The organism is Planctobacterium marinum (assembly GCF_020687805.1).
Classification (GTDB): Bacteria; Pseudomonadota; Gammaproteobacteria; order Enterobacterales; family Alteromonadaceae; genus Planctobacterium; species Planctobacterium marinum.
The window spans coordinates 164,822-183,189 of record NZ_JAJEWQ010000001.1 but is presented as its reverse complement, the minus strand read 5'-3'; the positions used below and the strand labels follow the sequence as shown (position 1 = coordinate 183,189).

General features: G+C 45.8%; 17 protein-coding genes. 3 read left to right on the top strand and 14 right to left on the bottom strand.

The annotated features are described in order from the left end of the window. Positions 1 to 5: 5 nt before the first annotated feature. Both LJ740_RS00835 and LJ740_RS00830 read left to right on the top strand, forming a co-directional pair. Positions 6 to 1,019, top strand: a complete 1,014-nt coding sequence (locus LJ740_RS00835) for a DUF58 domain-containing protein (RefSeq protein WP_229527149.1) — start codon at positions 6 to 8, stop codon at positions 1,017 to 1,019. Then, positions 1,016 to 3,022, top strand: a complete 2,007-nt coding sequence (locus tag LJ740_RS00830; RefSeq protein ID WP_229527148.1) for a transglutaminase family protein — start codon at positions 1,016 to 1,018, stop codon at positions 3,020 to 3,022. The genes LJ740_RS00835 and LJ740_RS00830 overlap by 4 nt, the downstream gene beginning before the upstream one ends. Here the strand turns inward: LJ740_RS00830 and LJ740_RS00825 are convergent. Genes LJ740_RS00825 through LJ740_RS00805 form a run of 5 tightly spaced genes read right to left on the bottom strand, consistent with a single transcriptional unit; the run spans position 3,001 to position 6,586 of the window. Then, on the bottom strand, positions 3,001 to 3,666 hold the full coding sequence (locus LJ740_RS00825; RefSeq protein ID WP_229527147.1) for an HAD family hydrolase: 666 nt from the start codon (positions 3,664 to 3,666) through the stop codon (positions 3,001 to 3,003). The genes LJ740_RS00830 and LJ740_RS00825 overlap by 22 nt on opposite strands. Position 3,667: 1 nt before the next feature. Beyond that, a complete protein-coding gene (gene rlmM / locus LJ740_RS00820; RefSeq protein WP_229528016.1) occupies positions 3,668 to 4,723 on the bottom strand; it encodes a 23S rRNA (cytidine(2498)-2'-O)-methyltransferase RlmM in 1,056 nt (351 codons plus the stop codon). Then, positions 4,720 to 5,094: a DUF423 domain-containing protein gene (locus LJ740_RS00815; RefSeq protein ID WP_229527146.1), complete on the bottom strand. Its 375-nt coding sequence runs from the start codon at positions 5,092 to 5,094 to the stop codon at positions 4,720 to 4,722. Before LJ740_RS00815 ends, rlmM begins: the two co-directional genes overlap by 4 nt. Position 5,095: 1 nt before the next feature. Further along, positions 5,096 to 5,695 carry an alpha/beta family hydrolase gene (locus tag LJ740_RS00810; protein WP_229527145.1) on the bottom strand — a complete coding sequence of 200 codons (600 nt, stop codon included), beginning with the start codon at positions 5,693 to 5,695 and terminating at the stop codon, positions 5,096 to 5,098. 3 nt (positions 5,696 to 5,698) lie between these two features. Then, a complete protein-coding gene (locus LJ740_RS00805) occupies positions 5,699 to 6,586 on the bottom strand; it encodes a transcriptional regulator GcvA (RefSeq protein WP_229527144.1) in 888 nt (295 codons plus the stop codon). Positions 6,587 to 6,849: 263 nt separating this feature from the next. Here LJ740_RS00805 and LJ740_RS00800 point away from each other — a divergent pair, with 263 nt between their 5' ends. Continuing rightward, the gene (locus LJ740_RS00800; RefSeq protein ID WP_229527143.1) at positions 6,850 to 7,131 is read left to right on the top strand and encodes a hypothetical protein; all 282 of its coding nucleotides are present in this window, start codon (positions 6,850 to 6,852) and stop codon (positions 7,129 to 7,131) included. Between the two features lie 126 nt (positions 7,132 to 7,257). On the opposite strand, the gene kdsA is transcribed toward LJ740_RS00800, so the two are convergent. From kdsA to sdhC, 9 genes are all read right to left on the bottom strand, one after another. Next, positions 7,258 to 8,103: a 3-deoxy-8-phosphooctulonate synthase gene (gene kdsA / locus LJ740_RS00795; RefSeq protein ID WP_229527142.1), complete on the bottom strand. Its 846-nt coding sequence runs from the start codon at positions 8,101 to 8,103 to the stop codon at positions 7,258 to 7,260. Positions 8,104 to 8,280: 177 nt separating this feature from the next. Further along, positions 8,281 to 9,153 carry a succinate--CoA ligase subunit alpha gene (gene sucD, locus LJ740_RS00790; protein WP_229527141.1) on the bottom strand — a complete coding sequence of 291 codons (873 nt, stop codon included), beginning with the start codon at positions 9,151 to 9,153 and terminating at the stop codon, positions 8,281 to 8,283. Beyond that, positions 9,153 to 10,319, bottom strand: a complete 1,167-nt coding sequence (gene sucC, locus LJ740_RS00785; RefSeq protein WP_229527140.1) for an ADP-forming succinate--CoA ligase subunit beta — start codon at positions 10,317 to 10,319, stop codon at positions 9,153 to 9,155. Before sucC ends, sucD begins: the two co-directional genes overlap by 1 nt. 111 nt (positions 10,320 to 10,430) lie before the next feature. Further along, the gene (gene odhB, locus LJ740_RS00780) at positions 10,431 to 11,915 is read right to left on the bottom strand and encodes a 2-oxoglutarate dehydrogenase complex dihydrolipoyllysine-residue succinyltransferase (protein WP_229527139.1); all 1,485 of its coding nucleotides are present in this window, start codon (positions 11,913 to 11,915) and stop codon (positions 10,431 to 10,433) included. Position 11,916: 1 nt separating this feature from the next. Further along, positions 11,917 to 14,742: a 2-oxoglutarate dehydrogenase E1 component gene (gene sucA, locus LJ740_RS00775; protein WP_229527138.1), complete on the bottom strand. Its 2,826-nt coding sequence runs from the start codon at positions 14,740 to 14,742 to the stop codon at positions 11,917 to 11,919. 133 nt (positions 14,743 to 14,875) lie between these two features. Next, a complete protein-coding gene (locus LJ740_RS00770) occupies positions 14,876 to 15,586 on the bottom strand; it encodes a succinate dehydrogenase iron-sulfur subunit (RefSeq protein ID WP_229527137.1) in 711 nt (236 codons plus the stop codon). Positions 15,587 to 15,597: 11 nt separating this feature from the next. Further along, entirely contained in the window at positions 15,598 to 17,370 is a 1,773-nt protein-coding gene (gene sdhA / locus LJ740_RS00765) for a succinate dehydrogenase flavoprotein subunit (protein ID WP_229527136.1), read from the bottom strand. Further along, positions 17,371 to 17,718 carry a succinate dehydrogenase, hydrophobic membrane anchor protein gene (gene sdhD, locus LJ740_RS00760; protein WP_229527135.1) on the bottom strand — a complete coding sequence of 116 codons (348 nt, stop codon included), beginning with the start codon at positions 17,716 to 17,718 and terminating at the stop codon, positions 17,371 to 17,373. It lies immediately after the preceding gene. Beyond that, complete coding sequence (sdhC, locus tag LJ740_RS00755; RefSeq protein WP_229527134.1) at positions 17,712 to 18,086, bottom strand: succinate dehydrogenase, cytochrome b556 subunit; 375 nt, start codon at positions 18,084 to 18,086, stop codon at positions 17,712 to 17,714. The genes sdhD and sdhC overlap by 7 nt, the downstream gene beginning before the upstream one ends. Positions 18,087 to 18,368: the final 282 nt, after the last annotated feature.

The window sequence follows — 18,368 nt, the reverse complement described above, 5'->3', positions numbered from 1 at the left end:
GAAACATGATGTTAAAACTGGGTAGCTGGTGGAATCGCAGACTAGAGCGTTGGTTAAACAACCGCATTCCCGACGACCGAAGGTTTCAAATGAACATGAGTAATGTGTTCATTTTTCCTTCAAAATTTGGTATCGCTTTTTGTTTGTTGTGTGGTTTGTTGTTTATTCTAGGTACAAACTACCGCAATAATCTGATGTTGCTGTTAGCCTATTTTTTACTGGCCATATTTCTGGTGACCTTATTAAACAGTTACGCCAATTTTGCCCGGCTAAAAGTGCAACTGGGTAAAGTGAAACCAGCCTATGCCGGTAGCGAATGCGCGTTGCCACTGTGGCTGGGTGAAAATGATAAAAAAGCGATTGCCGCCCTGAATTGCCACGGTCGATTACACTTTCGGCTTTGGCAACAACCGGTACAACGTTCAATTGAATCTGAACAATACAGTAACCCGGTTGTTATTCTCGTAGAAACCCGGCGACGCGGGTATTTTATTCCCCCCAGAATCACCATTGAAAGCTATTACCCAATAGGGCTTTTTCGATGTTGGACCCATTTGCGATTTAAAGCGCAAATTTTGGTGTATCCAAACCCCATTCCGTGCGATTTACGTACCGAAAGCCTCACTACCACAGATGAGGACGGTGCGCAGCTCAGCACATCAATAGGCAATACTGATTTTGATTCACTAAAACCCTACACGCCCGGTGAGTCGTTAAACCGGGTTGCCTGGAAGTTAGTGGCAAAAGGTCAGGAGATGATGACCAAACAATTTGCGGATGCAAATCACGCTGCGATATGGCTAGATCTGAAAAATTATCTGACCGACGATCTGGAATTGGCAATTAGTCAGCTAACCTGGTTAGCGATTGATTTATCGCAGAGACAGGCCTGTTTTGGGTTGCGTCTCGGGCAGACTGAGGTTACACCGGATACCGGTAACAGCCATCTGGAAACCTGTCTGGAGAAACTTTCTCTTTATTCTCCAAACGGACAAGCGAAGGCGGAGTACCAGCCTTGAAACGCACAGCCAACACAGCACACCTGATACTCAGTATTAACCTGTTATTACTGACTTTAACCCTATTTGAACCCATTATGTTTTGGGTATCGATACTCGTATTAGTCAGTGTGTTGATTCGGATTGCGCTGTTTTTAGAATGGCACAAGCACCTCCCTAAAACCTCCACGATTAATTTGTTGGCATTGTTATCCGCACTGGTACTGGCCTATACAGGTTGGCACCTGGGATTATTACTCAGTATGGTGAATTTGCTGGTAATGTCCGGTGCATTAAAATTAATGATGATGCGCAAAGTCAGAGATTTTTTAATTCTGGCCCTGGTACAGATTTTCATTATTGGCTGTGGCTTTATCTTCAATCAGGGAATTTTCTACGCACTGATTTATGTGTCTCAATTATTTATTATCTTATTATCACTGAGCTTTCATGTAAGTCCTTCTGGCGCTATTCACAAACAAAGCAAACGCATCGGCCTGCTTATGCTCCAGGCCTTTCCAATTGCAGTACTGTTGTTCTTAGTTTTACCGCAAATTGGCCCTTTGTGGAAAATGCCCGGTAATAACGGTGCAAAAACCGGGATTTCGGACACCATTACCCCTGGCGATTTTGCGCAATTATCGATGTCAGATGATCTGGTGTTCCGGGCCGCCTTTGAAAGCGACATTCCGGATAAGCAGGCACTGTATTGGCGTACTCTGGTCTATGAGGCATTTGACGGAAAAAGCTGGTCGGTATCCAGACATCGCGCCAGAGAAAAAGAACGAATGGAAGCCGGGAATTACAATTACAGCCCAGGCCTCTATGGCGCCAGCCTGCAATACGACGTCATCATGGAGCCCAGTCATCAGAACTGGCTATACACTCTGGATATACCACGCTCCGACACTGAACAAACCTGGTTTAGTCACGACTACCAGTTGCAGAGCCGTATTCTGGTCACCAGCAAATTTAAATACAGTGTGCGCTCTTTTACTGAAATGCCGCTCAATTTCACGCCCTACTACACTGATACCAATATCAACCTGATGCTACCTCAACGCTATAACCCGGAAACGCAAAGCTGGGTAGCGGCACTTCGCGCCAGATATCCTGATGATCAGGCATTTATAGAGGTAGTCGAAGCTTTCTTCGTCCGTGAGAAGTTCTCATATACCTTAAAACCCAGGGCCATGTTATTAAATCCGGTAGACGAATTTCTGTTCCAGTATCAGGCCGGGTTCTGCTCACACTATGCCAGCGCCTACGCTTATATTATGCGCCTTGCAGGCATTCCGGCCCGTTTAGTGGGTGGTTATCAAGGCGGGGAAGCACGGGAGAACAATTACATCAGCGTGTATCAATACGATGCTCATGCCTGGGTTGAAATCTATTTGCCTGACCGGGGTTGGATCCGCAAAGATCCAACGGCACTGGTTTCACCGGAGCGTATCAGTTTGGGTTTAGAAAGTGCAGTAGCCCATGAAAACTCATTTCTGGAAGATTCACCCATGTCGCTAGCAAAACTAAAGAGCATTGCTATTTTTAATCGGCTGCGCTTGTTAATGGCTGATGTGGATTTTTTTTGGAGTAGCTGGGTACTGGGTTTTGATCAACAAAGGCAATTTACCCTGTTTAAAATGTTGGCAGGCAAACTCACTACCGGCAGAGTGGTTGCCATAAGCCTGGCTACGCTAACGTTGATCTGTGCACTGTTGTTGCTATTCAATTATCGGGTTTGGCTACCTAAAATAGAAAACCGACACCTGCACTTATACAATCAGGCATTGAAGACATTAAGTCGCCATGGCCTGAATCGCTTACCACAGGAAGGGCCTGATAGTTTTCAGAGTCGGATTCACGGTCGAATTTCAGAACAATGCGCTGAGGATTTCAGGCACATCACCAAACTTTTTATTTTCCATGAATACGCCCCATCCAGCGAAACCAATCCGGATCGCTTGCCGGAATTGAAAATCGCAGTGAACTCGTTTAAGCGGCGTTACCGGTTTTCAATAAAATAAGTATAAAACGCCGACAGACTTTGGCATTGTACATCCGCTTCAGTGAAGTTTTGCGCCCTGGAATGAGGATTCGGAATTGCCACGCAAGGTATTCCTGCTGCCACCGCCGCATTGACGCCGTGTTCAGTGTCCTCAATCGCAATACAATCTGACGCCGACAGGTTCATTTTTTGCAATGCTTTGAGATAGACATCCGGAGCGGGTTTATTGCTTGGCACTTCCTCACCGGTAGTAATGTATTCAATGTACTGCGTGAAGTTATTACCTGATACTGAGCGCTCAATTGCAAAGCGCTCTGAACCCGACACAATAGCCATTCGGATGCCAAGACTGGCAAAATTTTTCATGATCCGGTTGGCGCCGGGCATTGCCGGAAAACAATGGTTCTTTAAATATTGCTGGGTATTTTCGCGTTTTTGCGCAATGAGTTGTTGTGGCTCCCAGTCAAGCCCAAACTGCTCGATGATATAGGCAGCATTTACATCAGCGGGGATACCGACACAATGTAAGGTGTTCATTTCTTCGGTGAACAGTTCCGGACTTAGCCCTGTGGTCTCTAGCCAGATTTGATAATGCACGAGTTCTGAATCCACCAGTGTACCATCGTGATCAAATAACACGGCTTTGACATTTTTTAGATCCAAATTATTTCTCCTGTTTTTTTAAGTGCACGGTGATCTCGTCCCGGTTGTGATACAGATGTTTCGCTGAAAGTTCCAGTTTACCCGGCAGCACTTCGGCGATAATAGCCAGACATTCCAGCACGGACTCGAAACGTTTTTTCATTGGTAATTTCAGATTAAACATGGCTTCTTTGCACCAGTCGTCGGACACCCATTGCGCCATAAGACGGGCTACTTTTTGTGGTTGCTCAATCATATCGCACACCAGCCAATGAATATTTTTCTTGCGGGGTTTAAATTTAAAACCATCTTCCTGAAAGTGAGTCACTTGCCCACTGTCCATCAATGACTCGGCCATCAGGCCATTATCCACGGCCTGCACAAACATCCCCCGGCGCACCAACTGATAAGTCCATCCTCCGGGGCACGCCCCCAGGTCTACCGCATTTAATCCGGCCCTGAGCCGTTCTTCCCGCTCTTTTTCTGGAATAAAGGTTAAGAAAGCTTCGTCTAATTTTAGCGTTGAGCGGCTGGGTGATTCTGCCGGAAACTTAAGGCGCATGATACCGCCGGGTAATGGACTGATATTGTTCATTGGGGTTATACCCAGATAACATCCGGTACTTTTAACGAAAAAAGCAAAGAGGCAGGTCAGTCCCTTGCTTTCCTGGTACAACTTGCGCTGTTTTAAAGCTTGCCTCAATGGCACAGTAAATTTACGGCAGAAACGAGACAACTCTTTCCCGTCTTCAGTATCGGGGTGCTCAACCCGGACTTCAGAAATCACCGGTAACTCAGCAAAGGAATCGGTTAAATCAGACAACCTGTCGTCTTTTGACAAATTGTCGTAATGCGCCAACACCTGGAGCCATTGCCGGGTAAAAATCAGTTGCGTTAATGCCAACCGTTTAAATAGTGGTTGCAAAGACTGAGGGCACTCAAACAGATAAAAGCCTGACAATCGTTCAGCTTTAAAATAGCCATAAAAACCATGCTCGGCGGCACGAGTCTGTAACTCCAACCCGGCATCAGCTTCAAAACCCGGACGGCAATAACCTAAAATCTGTGAAGCCACTATTGATATCCTTTGTTAATTGCCGCCAACATCACTGCCCAACCGGCAATAAACAACAAACCTCCCAGCGGAGTAATGGGACCGAACCATTTAATGCCACTGAGAGATAACGCATACAAGCTACCGGAAAAGCACACTATGCCGGCCAACATCAGACTTGCGGACCATGTCCATAAGTGATGAGGAAAAAGCTTAGCCAAAATCACAATCAATATCAGAGCCAGCGCATGGAAAAACTGATACTCAACGCCGGTCGAAAAGGCACTTAACAAATTTTCAGGTAATTTCTGTTTCAGACCATGAGCGGCAAATGCGCCTAAAATCACAGAAAGCATGGCCAGTGCGGCCCCCAGTAATAAAAATAGTTTCATCATTCTAACTTCTTGCTAATATGTTCTTGATAAATTGACAGGCCTGAGCAACGGCAAACTGCATATTTTCCTGCCAGCTTACGCCACTACTCCTGGTGGTTATAAAACTGTGCTCACCTGCCGGAATAAAGGTTACCATCAGGCTATCAGGTAATCTGTAGCTTTCAATTTCTTCGGGTTTACCGAACGGATCTCTTTCGCCCTGCAACACCAGCAGAGGTTTAGAGATAGAGCTCAGGTGTTCTGTTCTGATTTTTTCCGATTTACCCGGTGGATGAAAGGGGTAACCGAAACAAATGCCCCCTAATGCCGGGGATGCTTGCAGTACATGACTGGCCACCCTGCCCCCCATAGATTTTCCACCAATAAAAAGTGGCAATTCACCGGGCTCAACGAACTGCGCATTAAACTGCTCTATCAACTTCGGCAATCTCTCGGGTGGACGACGTCGACCGAGCCTTTTCATCTCCGACATATAATCAAAATCAAACAGAGTACATTTTACGCCAGCCACTTCGAACAGTGTTTTGCATTGCTGCATAAAATCGCTCTCCATGCCCTGACCGGCACCATGAGCCAAAATGAGTTGAGCAATGTAAGCCAAACCCTAGTCCTCGCTAACTTGTTCTAACATCCAGTCTTTGAATGCCTGAATTTTACCCAGCTCGGCATGGGATTGCCTGCACACCAAATAGTAGGCCTTTTGCGTTTCAACCCGTTCTTCAAATGGACAAATCAAACGACCTAATGCAATTTCCGGACGCGCCAGGGCGCTGTCAACAAGTGCGATACCCTGTCCCAGCGCAGCCGCCTGCAAAATTAACATTGTATGGCTGAAAATAGGCCCCTGATTCACATTCACGCCCAAAATATTAAAGTGTCTGATCCATTGCTTCCAAAACTCTCTGGATGTGTCGTGCAGTAATTGATGGTGTTTTAAGTCATCAAGCTTATCTAATGGTTTATCCCCCTGAAATAGCATAGGCGAACAAACCGGTGTCAAATACTCAGCATACAGTTTATCAGCCTGCAGACCACTCCAACGACCTCTGCCATAATAAATCGCCAGGTCTACATCATCGGTTAGAAAGCCATCATCTGAGTCAACCGCTTTGATCCGAACATCTATATCCGGGTTTTTAGCAGAAAAATCCGAAAGCTTAGGTACCAGCCATTGCACTGCAAAACTTGGTGGTAAAGCGACGGTTATGGACCCTTTTGCCCCCATTGCATGTAATCGTTTTGTGGCTTCGTACAGCGAGGCAAAGACTTCTTTGATATCCAGGTAATAGCTTTGACCGATCTCGGTTAATAATAAGGTGCGATTTTTCCTGATAAACAATTTCATCCCCAGAAACTCTTCCAGCGCTTTGATTTGATGGCTCACTGCAGCCTGAGTGACAAAAAGCTCTTCTGATGCCCGGGTAAAGCTCAAATGTCTGGCTGCAGCTTCAAATGCTTTCAACGCGTTCAGTGGCGGTAATCTTTCGTTCATAATCAGGTATTTTTCGTCATAGAAAGTTCATAAATTAAAGATTGCAAGTAAAATTTAGAGGGAAAGCCTCCAACATCTGCATTCGCATTAGTTTTTCTAATGCACTTGGCATATTTTTTCTCGTTTTTAGTTAGTCAAAAAAACATCTATAGTACGCACATCAGCTAAAAATCTTTATTTTACAAGGCTTTTGTAAAATACAAGTAAACAAAACTGATAAGCAAAGTGTCTTTTTTACATTATTTTAACTTTAGGTGAATTCTATGAAAAACTTTAAAAAATTAATTACAATCTGTCTATCTACTTTTGTCTTTTCAGCGACTGTTGCTGCTAATGACGTTACTATCGAAACGGTAGAAATTCAAACAGAGATCGCTGACAGTGTTCAACTGGCGGTTGCTGAAATCAGTGTGCCCGCAGTTGAGAATGCGGCTAAACTACAACTGGAAGAAATGACTTTCAAACAAAATGTAGAACAATTTTTGGCATTGGCCAGATTCAACGAAGAGACGCAAAGCATTTCCACACAAATCATCGCTGAATAACAGCGCAGATTTTACGAATTTAAGGCAATTTGCCTAAAGCTTTCGTTTATTGGACACTCATTGCTCCTGCACAGCGCAGGAGCAACTGATTGCCTGACTACCTTAATCTTTCCTTACTCCAAAAAATCAAGCCGTAATCAATGGCTGAAATCCTTTGACTAATTCATCCAACTGTTTCATCTGCAATAAATAAGGTTCCAGCTTATCCAGCGGTAATGCACAAGGTCCATCACATTTGGCATTTTCCGGATCCGGATGCGACTCAATAAACAAGCCTGCCAGACCTAAAGCCATGCCTGAACGTGCCAACTGCGCTGCCTGTGCCCGACGGCCATCTGCTGAGTCACTGCGACCTCCAGGACGCTGCAATGCATGAGTCGCATCAAAAATAACCGGTGCCATTGCTCTCATATCATCCATACCCAACATATCTACAACCAGATTGTTGTAACCAAAACACGATCCGCGTTCACATAGAATGATCTTTTCATTGCCCGCTTCTAAAAACTTATTGATGATATGGCGCATTTCATGTGGTGCCAAAAACTGGGGTTTCTTTACGTTAATCACAGCATTGGTTTTTGCCATCGCTACCACCAGGTCTGTCTGCCTGGCCAGGAATGCCGGTAACTGTATAACGTCTGCAACTTCCGCAACCGGTTGCGCCTGATGAGGTTCATGAACATCTGTAATAACCGGCACATCAAACTGCTGTTTGATTTCTTCAAAAATCTTTAACCCTTCATCCATACCCGGACCACGAAAAGAATGCACTGACGAGCGGTTGGCCTTATCAAACGAGGCTTTGAAAACGTAGGGGATGTTGAGCTTTGTAGTCACTTCTTTATAACGCTCTGCGATGGTAAGAGCCAGGTCACGCGACTCCAGTACATTCATACCACCAAATAAAACAAATGGCAGAGCATTGTTAACTTCGACTCCAGAGACAGAAATCGTATGCAAATTATTCATTTATTCTCCGAACAAAAAACCTGAAAAGTTAATCTCTAATCCCGTTAACTAGTTACCGGGATGTTTATAGCAATAATATGGCAAGTGGGCTTGATAATGAAAACAAAAATCCCCGGACATTGCCGGGGATTTTTTTAGTAAATTGCCTGACGCAGGCATAATCGAAAAATGTCTGGCTTACCAGCCAGTAATTTCGCGCAATGCTTTGCCAATGTCAGCCAGAGAACGAACGGTTTTAACACCAGCCGCTTCAAGTGCCGCAAATTTATCGTCTGCTGTACCTTTACCACCCGCGATGATCGCACCAGCATGGCCCATACGCTTACCAGGAGGAGCCGTTACACCTGCAATGTAAGACACTACCGGCTTAGTAACGTTTTCCTTGATAAAGGCAGCCGCTTCTTCTTCAGCAGTACCACCAATCTCACCGATCATAACGATAGCTTCAGTACCGTCATCATCCTGGAACATTTGCAGGATATCGATAAAGTTAGAACCAGGAATAGGATCACCACCGATACCTACACAGGTAGACTGTCCAAAGCCTTCGTCAGTAGTTTGCTTAACCGCTTCATAGGTTAAGGTACCAGAACGAGAAACAATACCAACTTTACCAGGTAAGTGGATGTGGCCAGGCATGATACCAATCTTACATTCACCCGGAGTGATTACACCTGGGCAGTTAGGACCAATCATGCGCACGCCTTTCTGGTTTACGTATTCTTTTACGTAAAGCATATCCAGCGTAGGAATACCTTCAGTGATACATACGATTAGCTCGATACCGGCATCTGCAGCTTCGATGATAGAGTCTTTACAGAAAGGAGCAGGTACGTAGATAACGGTTGCTGTTGCACCAGTTGCTTCTACCGCTTCACGGACTGTATTGAAGACCGGAAGACCCAGGTGTTCAGTACCACCTTTGCCAGGTGTAACACCACCGACCATTTGTGTACCGTAGGCAATCGCTTGCTCAGAGTGGAAAGTACCCTGACCACCAGTGAAGCCCTGACAGATAACTTTAGTATCTTTATTAATTAATACAGACATTATTTGCCCTCCGCTGCTTTAACTACTTGCTGAGCTGCGTCAGTCAGACTTGTTGCAGCAATAATATCCAAACCAGAGTTTGCCAGAACATCGCGGCCCAGGTCTGCATTAGTCCCTTCTAAACGAACCACTACTGGTACGGTAACGCCAACTTCTTTAACGGCACCGATAATACCTTCAGCGATCATGTCACAACGCACGATACCACCAAAGATATTAACCAAAACGGCTTTTACATTGTCATCAGACAAGATGATTTTGAATGCTTCAGCAACGCGCTCTTTTGTAGCACCGCCACCAACATCCAGAAAGTTTGCAGGCTTGCCACCGTGCAGGTTTACGATATCCATGGTACCCATTGCAAGGCCAGCACCGTTAACCATACAACCTACGTTACCGTCTAGTGCAACATAGTTCAGCTCCCACTGTGCAGCATGAGCTTCACGCGCATCTTCCTGAGATGGATCGTGCATGTCTTTCAACTTAGGTTGACGGTACATCGCATTGCTATCAATACCTACTTTGGCGTCAAGACAGTGCAGGTCGCCATCAGTTTTAACAACCAAAGGATTGATTTCGATCAGCGCTACGTCTAGGTCTTCAAACATTTTAGCCAGACCCATGAAGATCTTGGTAAATTGTTTGATTTGTACGCCCTGCAGACCCAGTTTGAAGGCCATTTCACGCGCCTGATAAGGCTGCGGACCAACCAGCGGATCGATTTCCGCTTTTAAGATTTTTTCTGGTGTTTCTTCAGCAACAGTTTCAATGTCAACACCACCTTCAGTTGAAGCCATGAATACAACGCGACGTGTACCACGATCAACTACTGCACCCAGATACAACTCATCAGCAATATCAGTGCATGATTCTACTAAGATTTTGCTAACCGGCTGACCGTTTTCGTCAGTCTGAAAAGTAACCAGATTTTGGCCTAACCACTTCTGAGCAAATTCTTTGATTTCGTCTTTACTTTTAACCAGCTTTACACCGCCAGCTTTACCGCGACCACCGGCATGGACCTGACATTTGACAACCCACTCGTTGCCACCAATGCTATCGGCAGCTTCAGCAGCAGCCTGAGGAGTGTCGGTTGCATAACCTTCTGAGACGGGTAAGCCATATTCTTTAAATAGCTGTTTACCCTGATATTCATGCAAATTCATGGTGAAATTTCCGTGATTATTTAAAAAACGTCGACTAAATCGACCTGAAATAAGTTGTCAGTGTGCATCCTGCACCAATAAAGTAATGCCGTCAGAGACGGCAATACTTCCTTATACATCCAACAGTAAGCGTGTCGGGTCTTCCAGCATCTCTTTAACTGTGACCAGGAAGCCGACTGACTCTTTACCATCGATGATTCTGTGGTCATAAGACAACGCCAGATACATCATAGGAAGAATCTCTACTTTGCCGTCCACTGCCATAGGTCTGTCCTGAATTTTGTGCATCCCTAAAATAGCGCTTTGTGGTGGGTTAATGATAGGCGTAGACATTAATGAACCAAATACACCACCGTTGGTAATTGTGAAATTACCGCCGGTTAATTCATCCATGGTTAACTTACCATCACGGCCTTTAAGTGCCAGACTCTTGATCCCTTTCTCGATACCTGCCAGACCTAATTGGTCGCAGTCTTTCAATACCGGAGTCACGAGCCCGCGAGGTGTAGAAACTGCAATAGAAACATCAAAGTAATTATGATAACAAATGTCGTCACCATCAATTGAAGCGTTGACTTCTGGATAACGCTTCAGCGCTTCCGTTACAGCTTTTACATAGAAGGACATAAAGCCAAGACGGATACCGTGCTTTTCTTCAAATACCGTTTGGTATTTCTTACGCAGATCCATGATGGGTTTCATGTTTACTTCGTTGAACGTGGTTAACATCGCTGTTGAGTTTTTAGCTTCCAACAAACGATTTGCAATAGTTTTGCGCAGACGTGTCATGGGAACGCGCTTTTCTGTGCGCTCAGCCAATGAAGCAGCGGCAGGTTCTGCTGCAGCAGCCGCAGGAGCTGGCGCGGCACTGGCACCTTTGAGGTGTTTCTCTACATCTTCTTTAGTGATGCGGCCATTTTTGCCTGATCCTTTAATTTTTGCAGGATCTATGTCTTTTTCAGCTAATAAACGACGCACTGAAGGGCTGAGCACTTCATCATCTGAGTCGCTTTCTTCAGCTGCAGGGGCTGGCGCAGCAGCTCCGGCACCGGCGGCGAACTTAGCAATAACCTGTTCTGCGGTTACAGTATCACCTTCATTGTGCAGGATTTCTGAAATCGAACCATCTGCTGGCGCGACAACTTCCAACACCACTTTATCCGTTTCAATATCTACCAGATTTTGATCACGAGATACGGCCTCGCCTGGTTGTACATGCCAGGTTGCTATTGTTGCATCTGCTACCGATTCAGGTAACACCGGTACTTTAATATCCACTGATTCACCTTTTGCGCTTTCGTCTGAATTAGATTGTGCTTTACTTTCCGTTTTTGCGGAACTGTCTGAGCTGTCAGCTGCACCGGCTCCCACCAAAGCAATGACTTGCTCGGCAAGAACAGTTTCACCTTCCGGGCTGCTAATTTCAGTGATAACACCGTCTTCCGGTGCAACCACTTCTAAAACCACTTTGTCAGTCTCAATATCAACCAGGTTTTGGTCGCGAGACACTTTATCACCTACTTTAACGTGCCAGGTGGCTATCGTTGCATCAGCCACTGATTCCGGCAATACGGGAACTTTAATTTCAATGCTCATTTTAATCCTTGTTTAACTCGATTGCCTCTTCAACCAACTTCTTCTGTTGTTGATTGTGGACTGATAAATAACCGACAGCCGGCGCAGATGACGCTGCGCGACCCGCGTAGGTAACCTTGGCACCTTTGGGAATGGAATCCCAGAAATGGTGTTGACTACAGTACCAGGCTCCCTGGTTTTGAGGTTCTTCCTGACACCATACCCAGTCTTTGACATGCTTGTAACGCTGCACCACTTTTTCAATTTCGGCATGAGGAAACGGGTATAGCTGCTCAATACGAATAATCGCCACATCGCTAATTTCATTTTTGCGACGATAGTCTAACAAATCGTAGTAGACCTTACCTGAACACATGACGACACGCTTGACGTTAGCAAGCTTAAGGTCGTCAATCTCATCTATGACATTGTGGAAAACACCGGCCGACAATTCTTCCAAAGAAGATACCGCCTGAGGGTGACGTAACAATGACTTAGGAGACATAACGATCAGTGGACGACGCATCGGGCGGACGGCCTGACGACGCAACATATTGTATACCTGAGCCGGCGTTGAGGGCACACACACTTGCCAGTTGTGGTCGGCACACAATTGTAAAAATCGTTCCAGTCTGGCTGAACTGTGCTCTGGTCCCTGACCTTCATATCCATGTGGTAACAACAAAGTCAAACCACACAGACGACCCCACTTGTGCTCACCTGAACTTAAAAATTGGTCGATGACCACCTGCGCACCATTGGCAAAATCACCAAATTGCGCTTCCCAAATGGTCAGTGTGCCCGGTTCAGCTGTTGCGTATCCGAACTCAAACGCCATAACCGCTTCTTCGGAAAGTACAGAGTCGTAGATTTCAAACACGCCCTGTTCATCAGCAATATGCTGCAGTGGAGTGTGTTCTGCACCATCTGCCTGATTATGCATAACGGCATGACGATGGAAGAAGGTACCGCGTCCGGCATCCTGACCGGTGAAACGAATGTCGGTTTTGGCTTCAACTAACGTTGCATAAGCCAGGGTTTCAGCAGCTCCCCAGTCTAAGGACTTTTCGCCCTTCATCATGGACAGTCTGTCCATGTAGAGTTTATTAACGCGGGACTGGAGCTTAAAGCTATCAGGTATCGCACAGACTTTTTCACCGAGTTGTTTCAGCTTCTCGATACTGACGCTACCGTCATAGGGTACATCCCAGTCATGGCCGATGTAAGGGGTCCAGTCTACCGAGTGTTCTGTCATAGGACGCCACTCTTCAACCACACAAGCACCGTGGTCCAGCGCAGCGCGATATTCAGCCACCAGTTTGTCTACATCGTGTTCTGACAGCACGCCTTCGGTAACCAGTTGATCAGCATAAATCTGACGTGGTACCGGATGCTTACGAATCTTCTGATACATCAACGGCTGAGTTGCATTCGGCTCATCAGCTTCGTTGTGACCATGTCGGCGATAACAGACCAAATCAATAACCACATCACGCTTGAAGGTGTTGCGATAATCCAACGCCATTTTAGAGACGAACATGACAGCTTCAGGGTCGTCAGAGTTAACGTGGAATATCGGTGCCTGAACCATTTTTGCAATATCGGTACAGTATTGTGTCGAACGGGTATCTTCGGTTTTAGAGGTAGTGAAACCCACCTGATTGTTAACCACAATTCGAACTGTGCCACCCACCTGAAAACCGCGGGTTTGGGACATATTGAAAGTTTCCTGCACCACCCCCTGACCGGCAATTGCAGAATCACCATGAATGGTAATAGGCAAACACATGGAGCCATCACTGCAACCACGTCTGTCGAGCCTGGCACGTACAGATCCCATAACAACCGGGTTAACAATTTCTAAGTGTGACGGATTAAAAGCCAGTGCCAGATGCACAGCACCACCCGGTGTTGCGAAATCTGAAGAGTAACCAGCGTGATATTTTACGTCACCTGAACCGAGGGACTCATCGTGTAAACCGGAAAACTCATCGAAAAGTACTGAAGGATTTTTACCCAGTACGTTAACTAATACGTTGAGTCGGCCACGGTGTGCCATACCAATCACGACTTCTTTAGAGCCTGCTGCACCGGCTTGTGTGATCAGGGTTTTGATCATAGGTACCAGCGAATCACCACCTTCCAGTGAGAAACGTTTGGCCCCTGGGAATTTAGCCCCAAGATACTTTTCCATACCATCGGCGGCGTTCAGTCCCTTGAGAACATTAATTTTTTGCTCTCTGGCCAGATCGGGTTTCGCTTGTGCCGCTTCCAGGTATTGCTGAATCCAACGTTTCTCTTCGGTGTTGGTAATGTGCATATACTCTGCACCGATAGAGCCGCAATAGGTACGGTTAAGAGATTTAAACAACTCACCCAAGGACATTTTTTCTTGTCCCACGGCATAGGAGCCTATGTTGAATACGGTGTCGAAATCTTTTTCAGAAAGGTTATGGTGGGAAAGTTCAAGGTCTCTGACTCGCTCTTGCTGCCATAAGCCTAGTGGGTCAAGGTTTGCATGTTGATGACCGCGAAATCGGTATGCGTTGATAAGTTGCAACACCTTAACCTGTTTCAGGTCCCCGGCTTCACCTGCTGGTGCCCCTACTGGCGCTCTGCCAGCCAGCCCCAATGCAGCCATTTTTTTAAACTCGTCTCGGACAAGACTATGACGCGTTTCAATTGAAACACCATCTACTTTTGGCAGTTTGTCAAACGTGCTTCGCCACTCATCTGAAACGCTTTGTGGATCTTCCAGGTACGCTTCATAAAGTTCTTCAACGTAAGCAGCGTTACCACCAGCCATATGGGAAGAATCCCACCACGCTTTCATGACGCTTTCGTGCATTACCGTCCCTTCATCGTATTCATTTTCAACAGGTCTTTTTCAAGACCAACAAAGTACCAATAAAAAAATAGCCAACCTACTTGTGATTGGCTATTTAGTAATCAAAATAAAACGCAATTAACGTTTATTAAAACTAAACAGCCCGTTGCAAAAGCATGGATTTAATTTTACCAATGGCTTTTGTTGGGTTCAGCCCTTTAGGACATACATTGACACAGTTCATAATGCCATGACACCGGAATACACTAAATGCATCATCCAGGTCATTCAGTCTCTCTTCAGTTGCCGTGTCACGACTATCGGCTAAAAAGCGATAGGCATGTAGCAGACCTGCAGGGCCAATGAACTTATCTGGGTTCCACCAAAATGACGGACAAGAAGTTGAACAACAGGCACACAAAATACACTCGTAAAGGCCATCAAGCTCTTCACGCTCTTCTGGTGACTGCAGGTGTTCTCTGGCTGGCGGCTGTTTCGAGTCGTTGATTAGAAACGGTTTTACCTTCTCGTACTGAGTGTAAAACTGAGTCATATCAATCACCAGGTCACGTACAACTGGCAAACCGGGTAAAGGTCTGACAACGATCTTGCCTTTTCCTAACGCGGACAGAGGCGTAATACAGGCCAAACCGTTTTTACCGTTCATATTAACGCCATCAGAGCCACATACGCCTTCACGGCAAGAACGACGAAAAGATAGTGTAGGATCTTTTTCTTTTAAAGCCAGCAGTGCATCAAGCACCATCATATCCTGGCCTTCCTCAACCTCAAGCTGATAGTCCTGCATCCTGGGCGCATTATCAACATCAGGATTGTAACGATAAACTGAAATTTCTCTTATCATTGCAGTGCTCCTTAGTATGTCCGCGTCTTAGGTGGAAATGCTTCACGCGTCTTGGGCGTCATATTAACATCACGCTTGCGCATAGATTCGGTCTCCGGGATATAAACAGAGTGACACAACCAATTCTCATCGTCGCGATCCGGGAAGTCGAATCGGCTATGGGCGCCGCGGCTTTCTGTACGGAAATTCGCAGCTACCGCAGTTGCATAGGCAGTTTCCATCAGGTTATCTAATTCCAGACATTCGATACGCTGAGTATTAAACTCGGTGCTCTTATCGTCCAGTCTGGCGTGTTGCAGGCGCTCGCGAATTTCTTTTAATTCGTTGAGACCAGTTGCCATGGCGTCACCTTCACGGAACACTGAGAAGTTTAGCTGCATACATTGCTGCATGTCTTTCTTGATTTGAACCGGATCTTCACCCTTGCCAATTTCGGAAGATTCCCAACGATTAAAGCGCGCCAGCGCGGCATCCAAATCAGACTCAGAAGCTTCGCGAGAACTGTCGATTTCGTTCAGGGCCTCACCCAGGTGTAATCCTGTCGCGCGACCGAACACCACCAAATCAAGTAGTGAGTTACCACCCAGACGGTTTGCACCATGTACTGATACACAGGCAATCTCACCACAAGCAAATAAACCTTTAACTACTTGTTCACTGCCATCCGGTGCCACCGTCAGACATTGACCATCAACATTAGTTGGGATACCGCCCATCATGTAGTGACAGGTTGGGATTACCGGAATAGGTTCTTTAACCGGATCGACGTGCGCGAAGGTACGGGACAACTCCAGAATGCCGGGCAGACGTGATTCAAGTACGTCTTTGCCGAGGTGATCCAGCTTCAATTTAATGTGTGTACCCCATGGGCCCTCACAACCGCGGCCTTCGCGGATTTCGGTCATCATGGAACGCGCTACAACGTCACGACCCGCAAGGTCTTTGGCGTTAGGTGCATAACGCTCCATAAAGCGCTCGCCATCTTTATTCAACAGATAACCACCCTCACCACGACAGCCCTCTGTAACCAGCGTACCGGCTCCCGCGATACCCGTTGGGTGGAATTGCCACATTTCCATATCTTGCAAACAAACGCCTGCGCGCAACGCCATACCAACACCATCACCCGTGTTAATGTGAGCATTTGTGGTTGAGGCATAAATACGACCAGCACCACCAGTAGCCAGCACCACAGCACGAGACTTGAAGTAAACGACTTCACCGGTTTCAATATCAATCGCCGTACAGCCGACAACATCACCGTCCTGGTTTTTTACCAGGTCCAGTGCATACCATTCGCTGAACACTTTTGTTTTGTTTTTAACATTTTGCTGATAGAGCAAATGCAGCAGAGCGTGACCAGTTCGGTCAGCTGCAGCAGCAGTACGAGCGCCCTGCTCACCGCCGAAATTTTTAGACTGTCCGCCAAAAGGACGTTGGTAAATTTTGCCGTTTTCAAAACGAGAAAATGGCAAACCCATGTTTTCCATTTCAATAATGGCTTCCGGGCCAGTTTTACACATATATTCGATAGCGTCCTGATCACCAATGTAATCAGACCCTTTTACCGTATCATACATGTGCCATTCCCAGTTATCGTCGTGGGCATTACCCAATGCTACGGTAATACCGCCCTGAGCGGAAACGGTGTGAGAACGCGTTGGAAAAACTTTAGACAAAAGTGCACAAGACTTGCCTGACTGAGAAATTTGTAAAGCGGCTCTCATTCCGGCACCACCGGCACCGATTACTACCGCGTCAAATTCATGAACTGCAACTTTCACTTACACACCCCACAAGACGAACAAACCGACTGCTACATAGGCGAATGCAATCAGGTTTAAAAGAAACTGGATAACGGCTCTGACATTGTGTGGTTTTACATAGTCAGTTAACACCTGCCACAAACCGATACGCACGTGGATCATCACGGAAACCAGTGCAGCAAGCGTGAATACTTTCACAGCCAGATTGGAGAACAAACCAGACCAGACCTCGTAGGTCACCGTCGGTGTAGAAACGAAAAACCACAGCATAAATATGCTGTATGCCAAAATTACGATTGCGGTGGTACGCAAAGAGACGAAATCTTGCACACCATCTCTTTTGATACTTGCCTGATTAGTTACCATATCACTACTCCCATCACGACAGTCAGCGCTATCCACAGGCCAATAATAAATTTAGCACTGTTATTACCTGACTCTAATTCTTCGAAATGTCCCATATCCATAAACATATGACGGACACCGCCAAGAATATGATAAGTCAATGCTGACACTGTGCCGATAACCAATAACTTACCAATAACGCCATTCATCAACTCAGTGACAGAGGCAAAGCTTTCAGCTGAAGTTAATGAACTAGCCCATGCTCCAATTACCAGTAACAGTGCGAAGAACAAAGCAACACCTGTTACACGGTGTAAAATTGAAACCAGAGCTGATGGGGGAAAACTAATCGTATTAAGTTCTAAATTTACGGGTCTTTGTTTATTCACGATTTGTCGCCAACCTGGAATGTTTGTGTGTTAACTCTTTTGTAACAACTGTAACAAATGAGTATCCCACCTTGAATGTCATCACAATTTACATACGTATGTATTTTAAATTGGATTATTTACATTTTATTAACGAAATATGCTTGCAGACCAATAACTTCGCCTGTCTGGCAGATTTACGTTTTCGCACTGAAGTATATCTTTGGGATTCAGGAAATACAATTTTTGTTACGGATCAAAGACGTGATTGTAAAAATTTTGAGCAATGTGATCAAAGTTTCA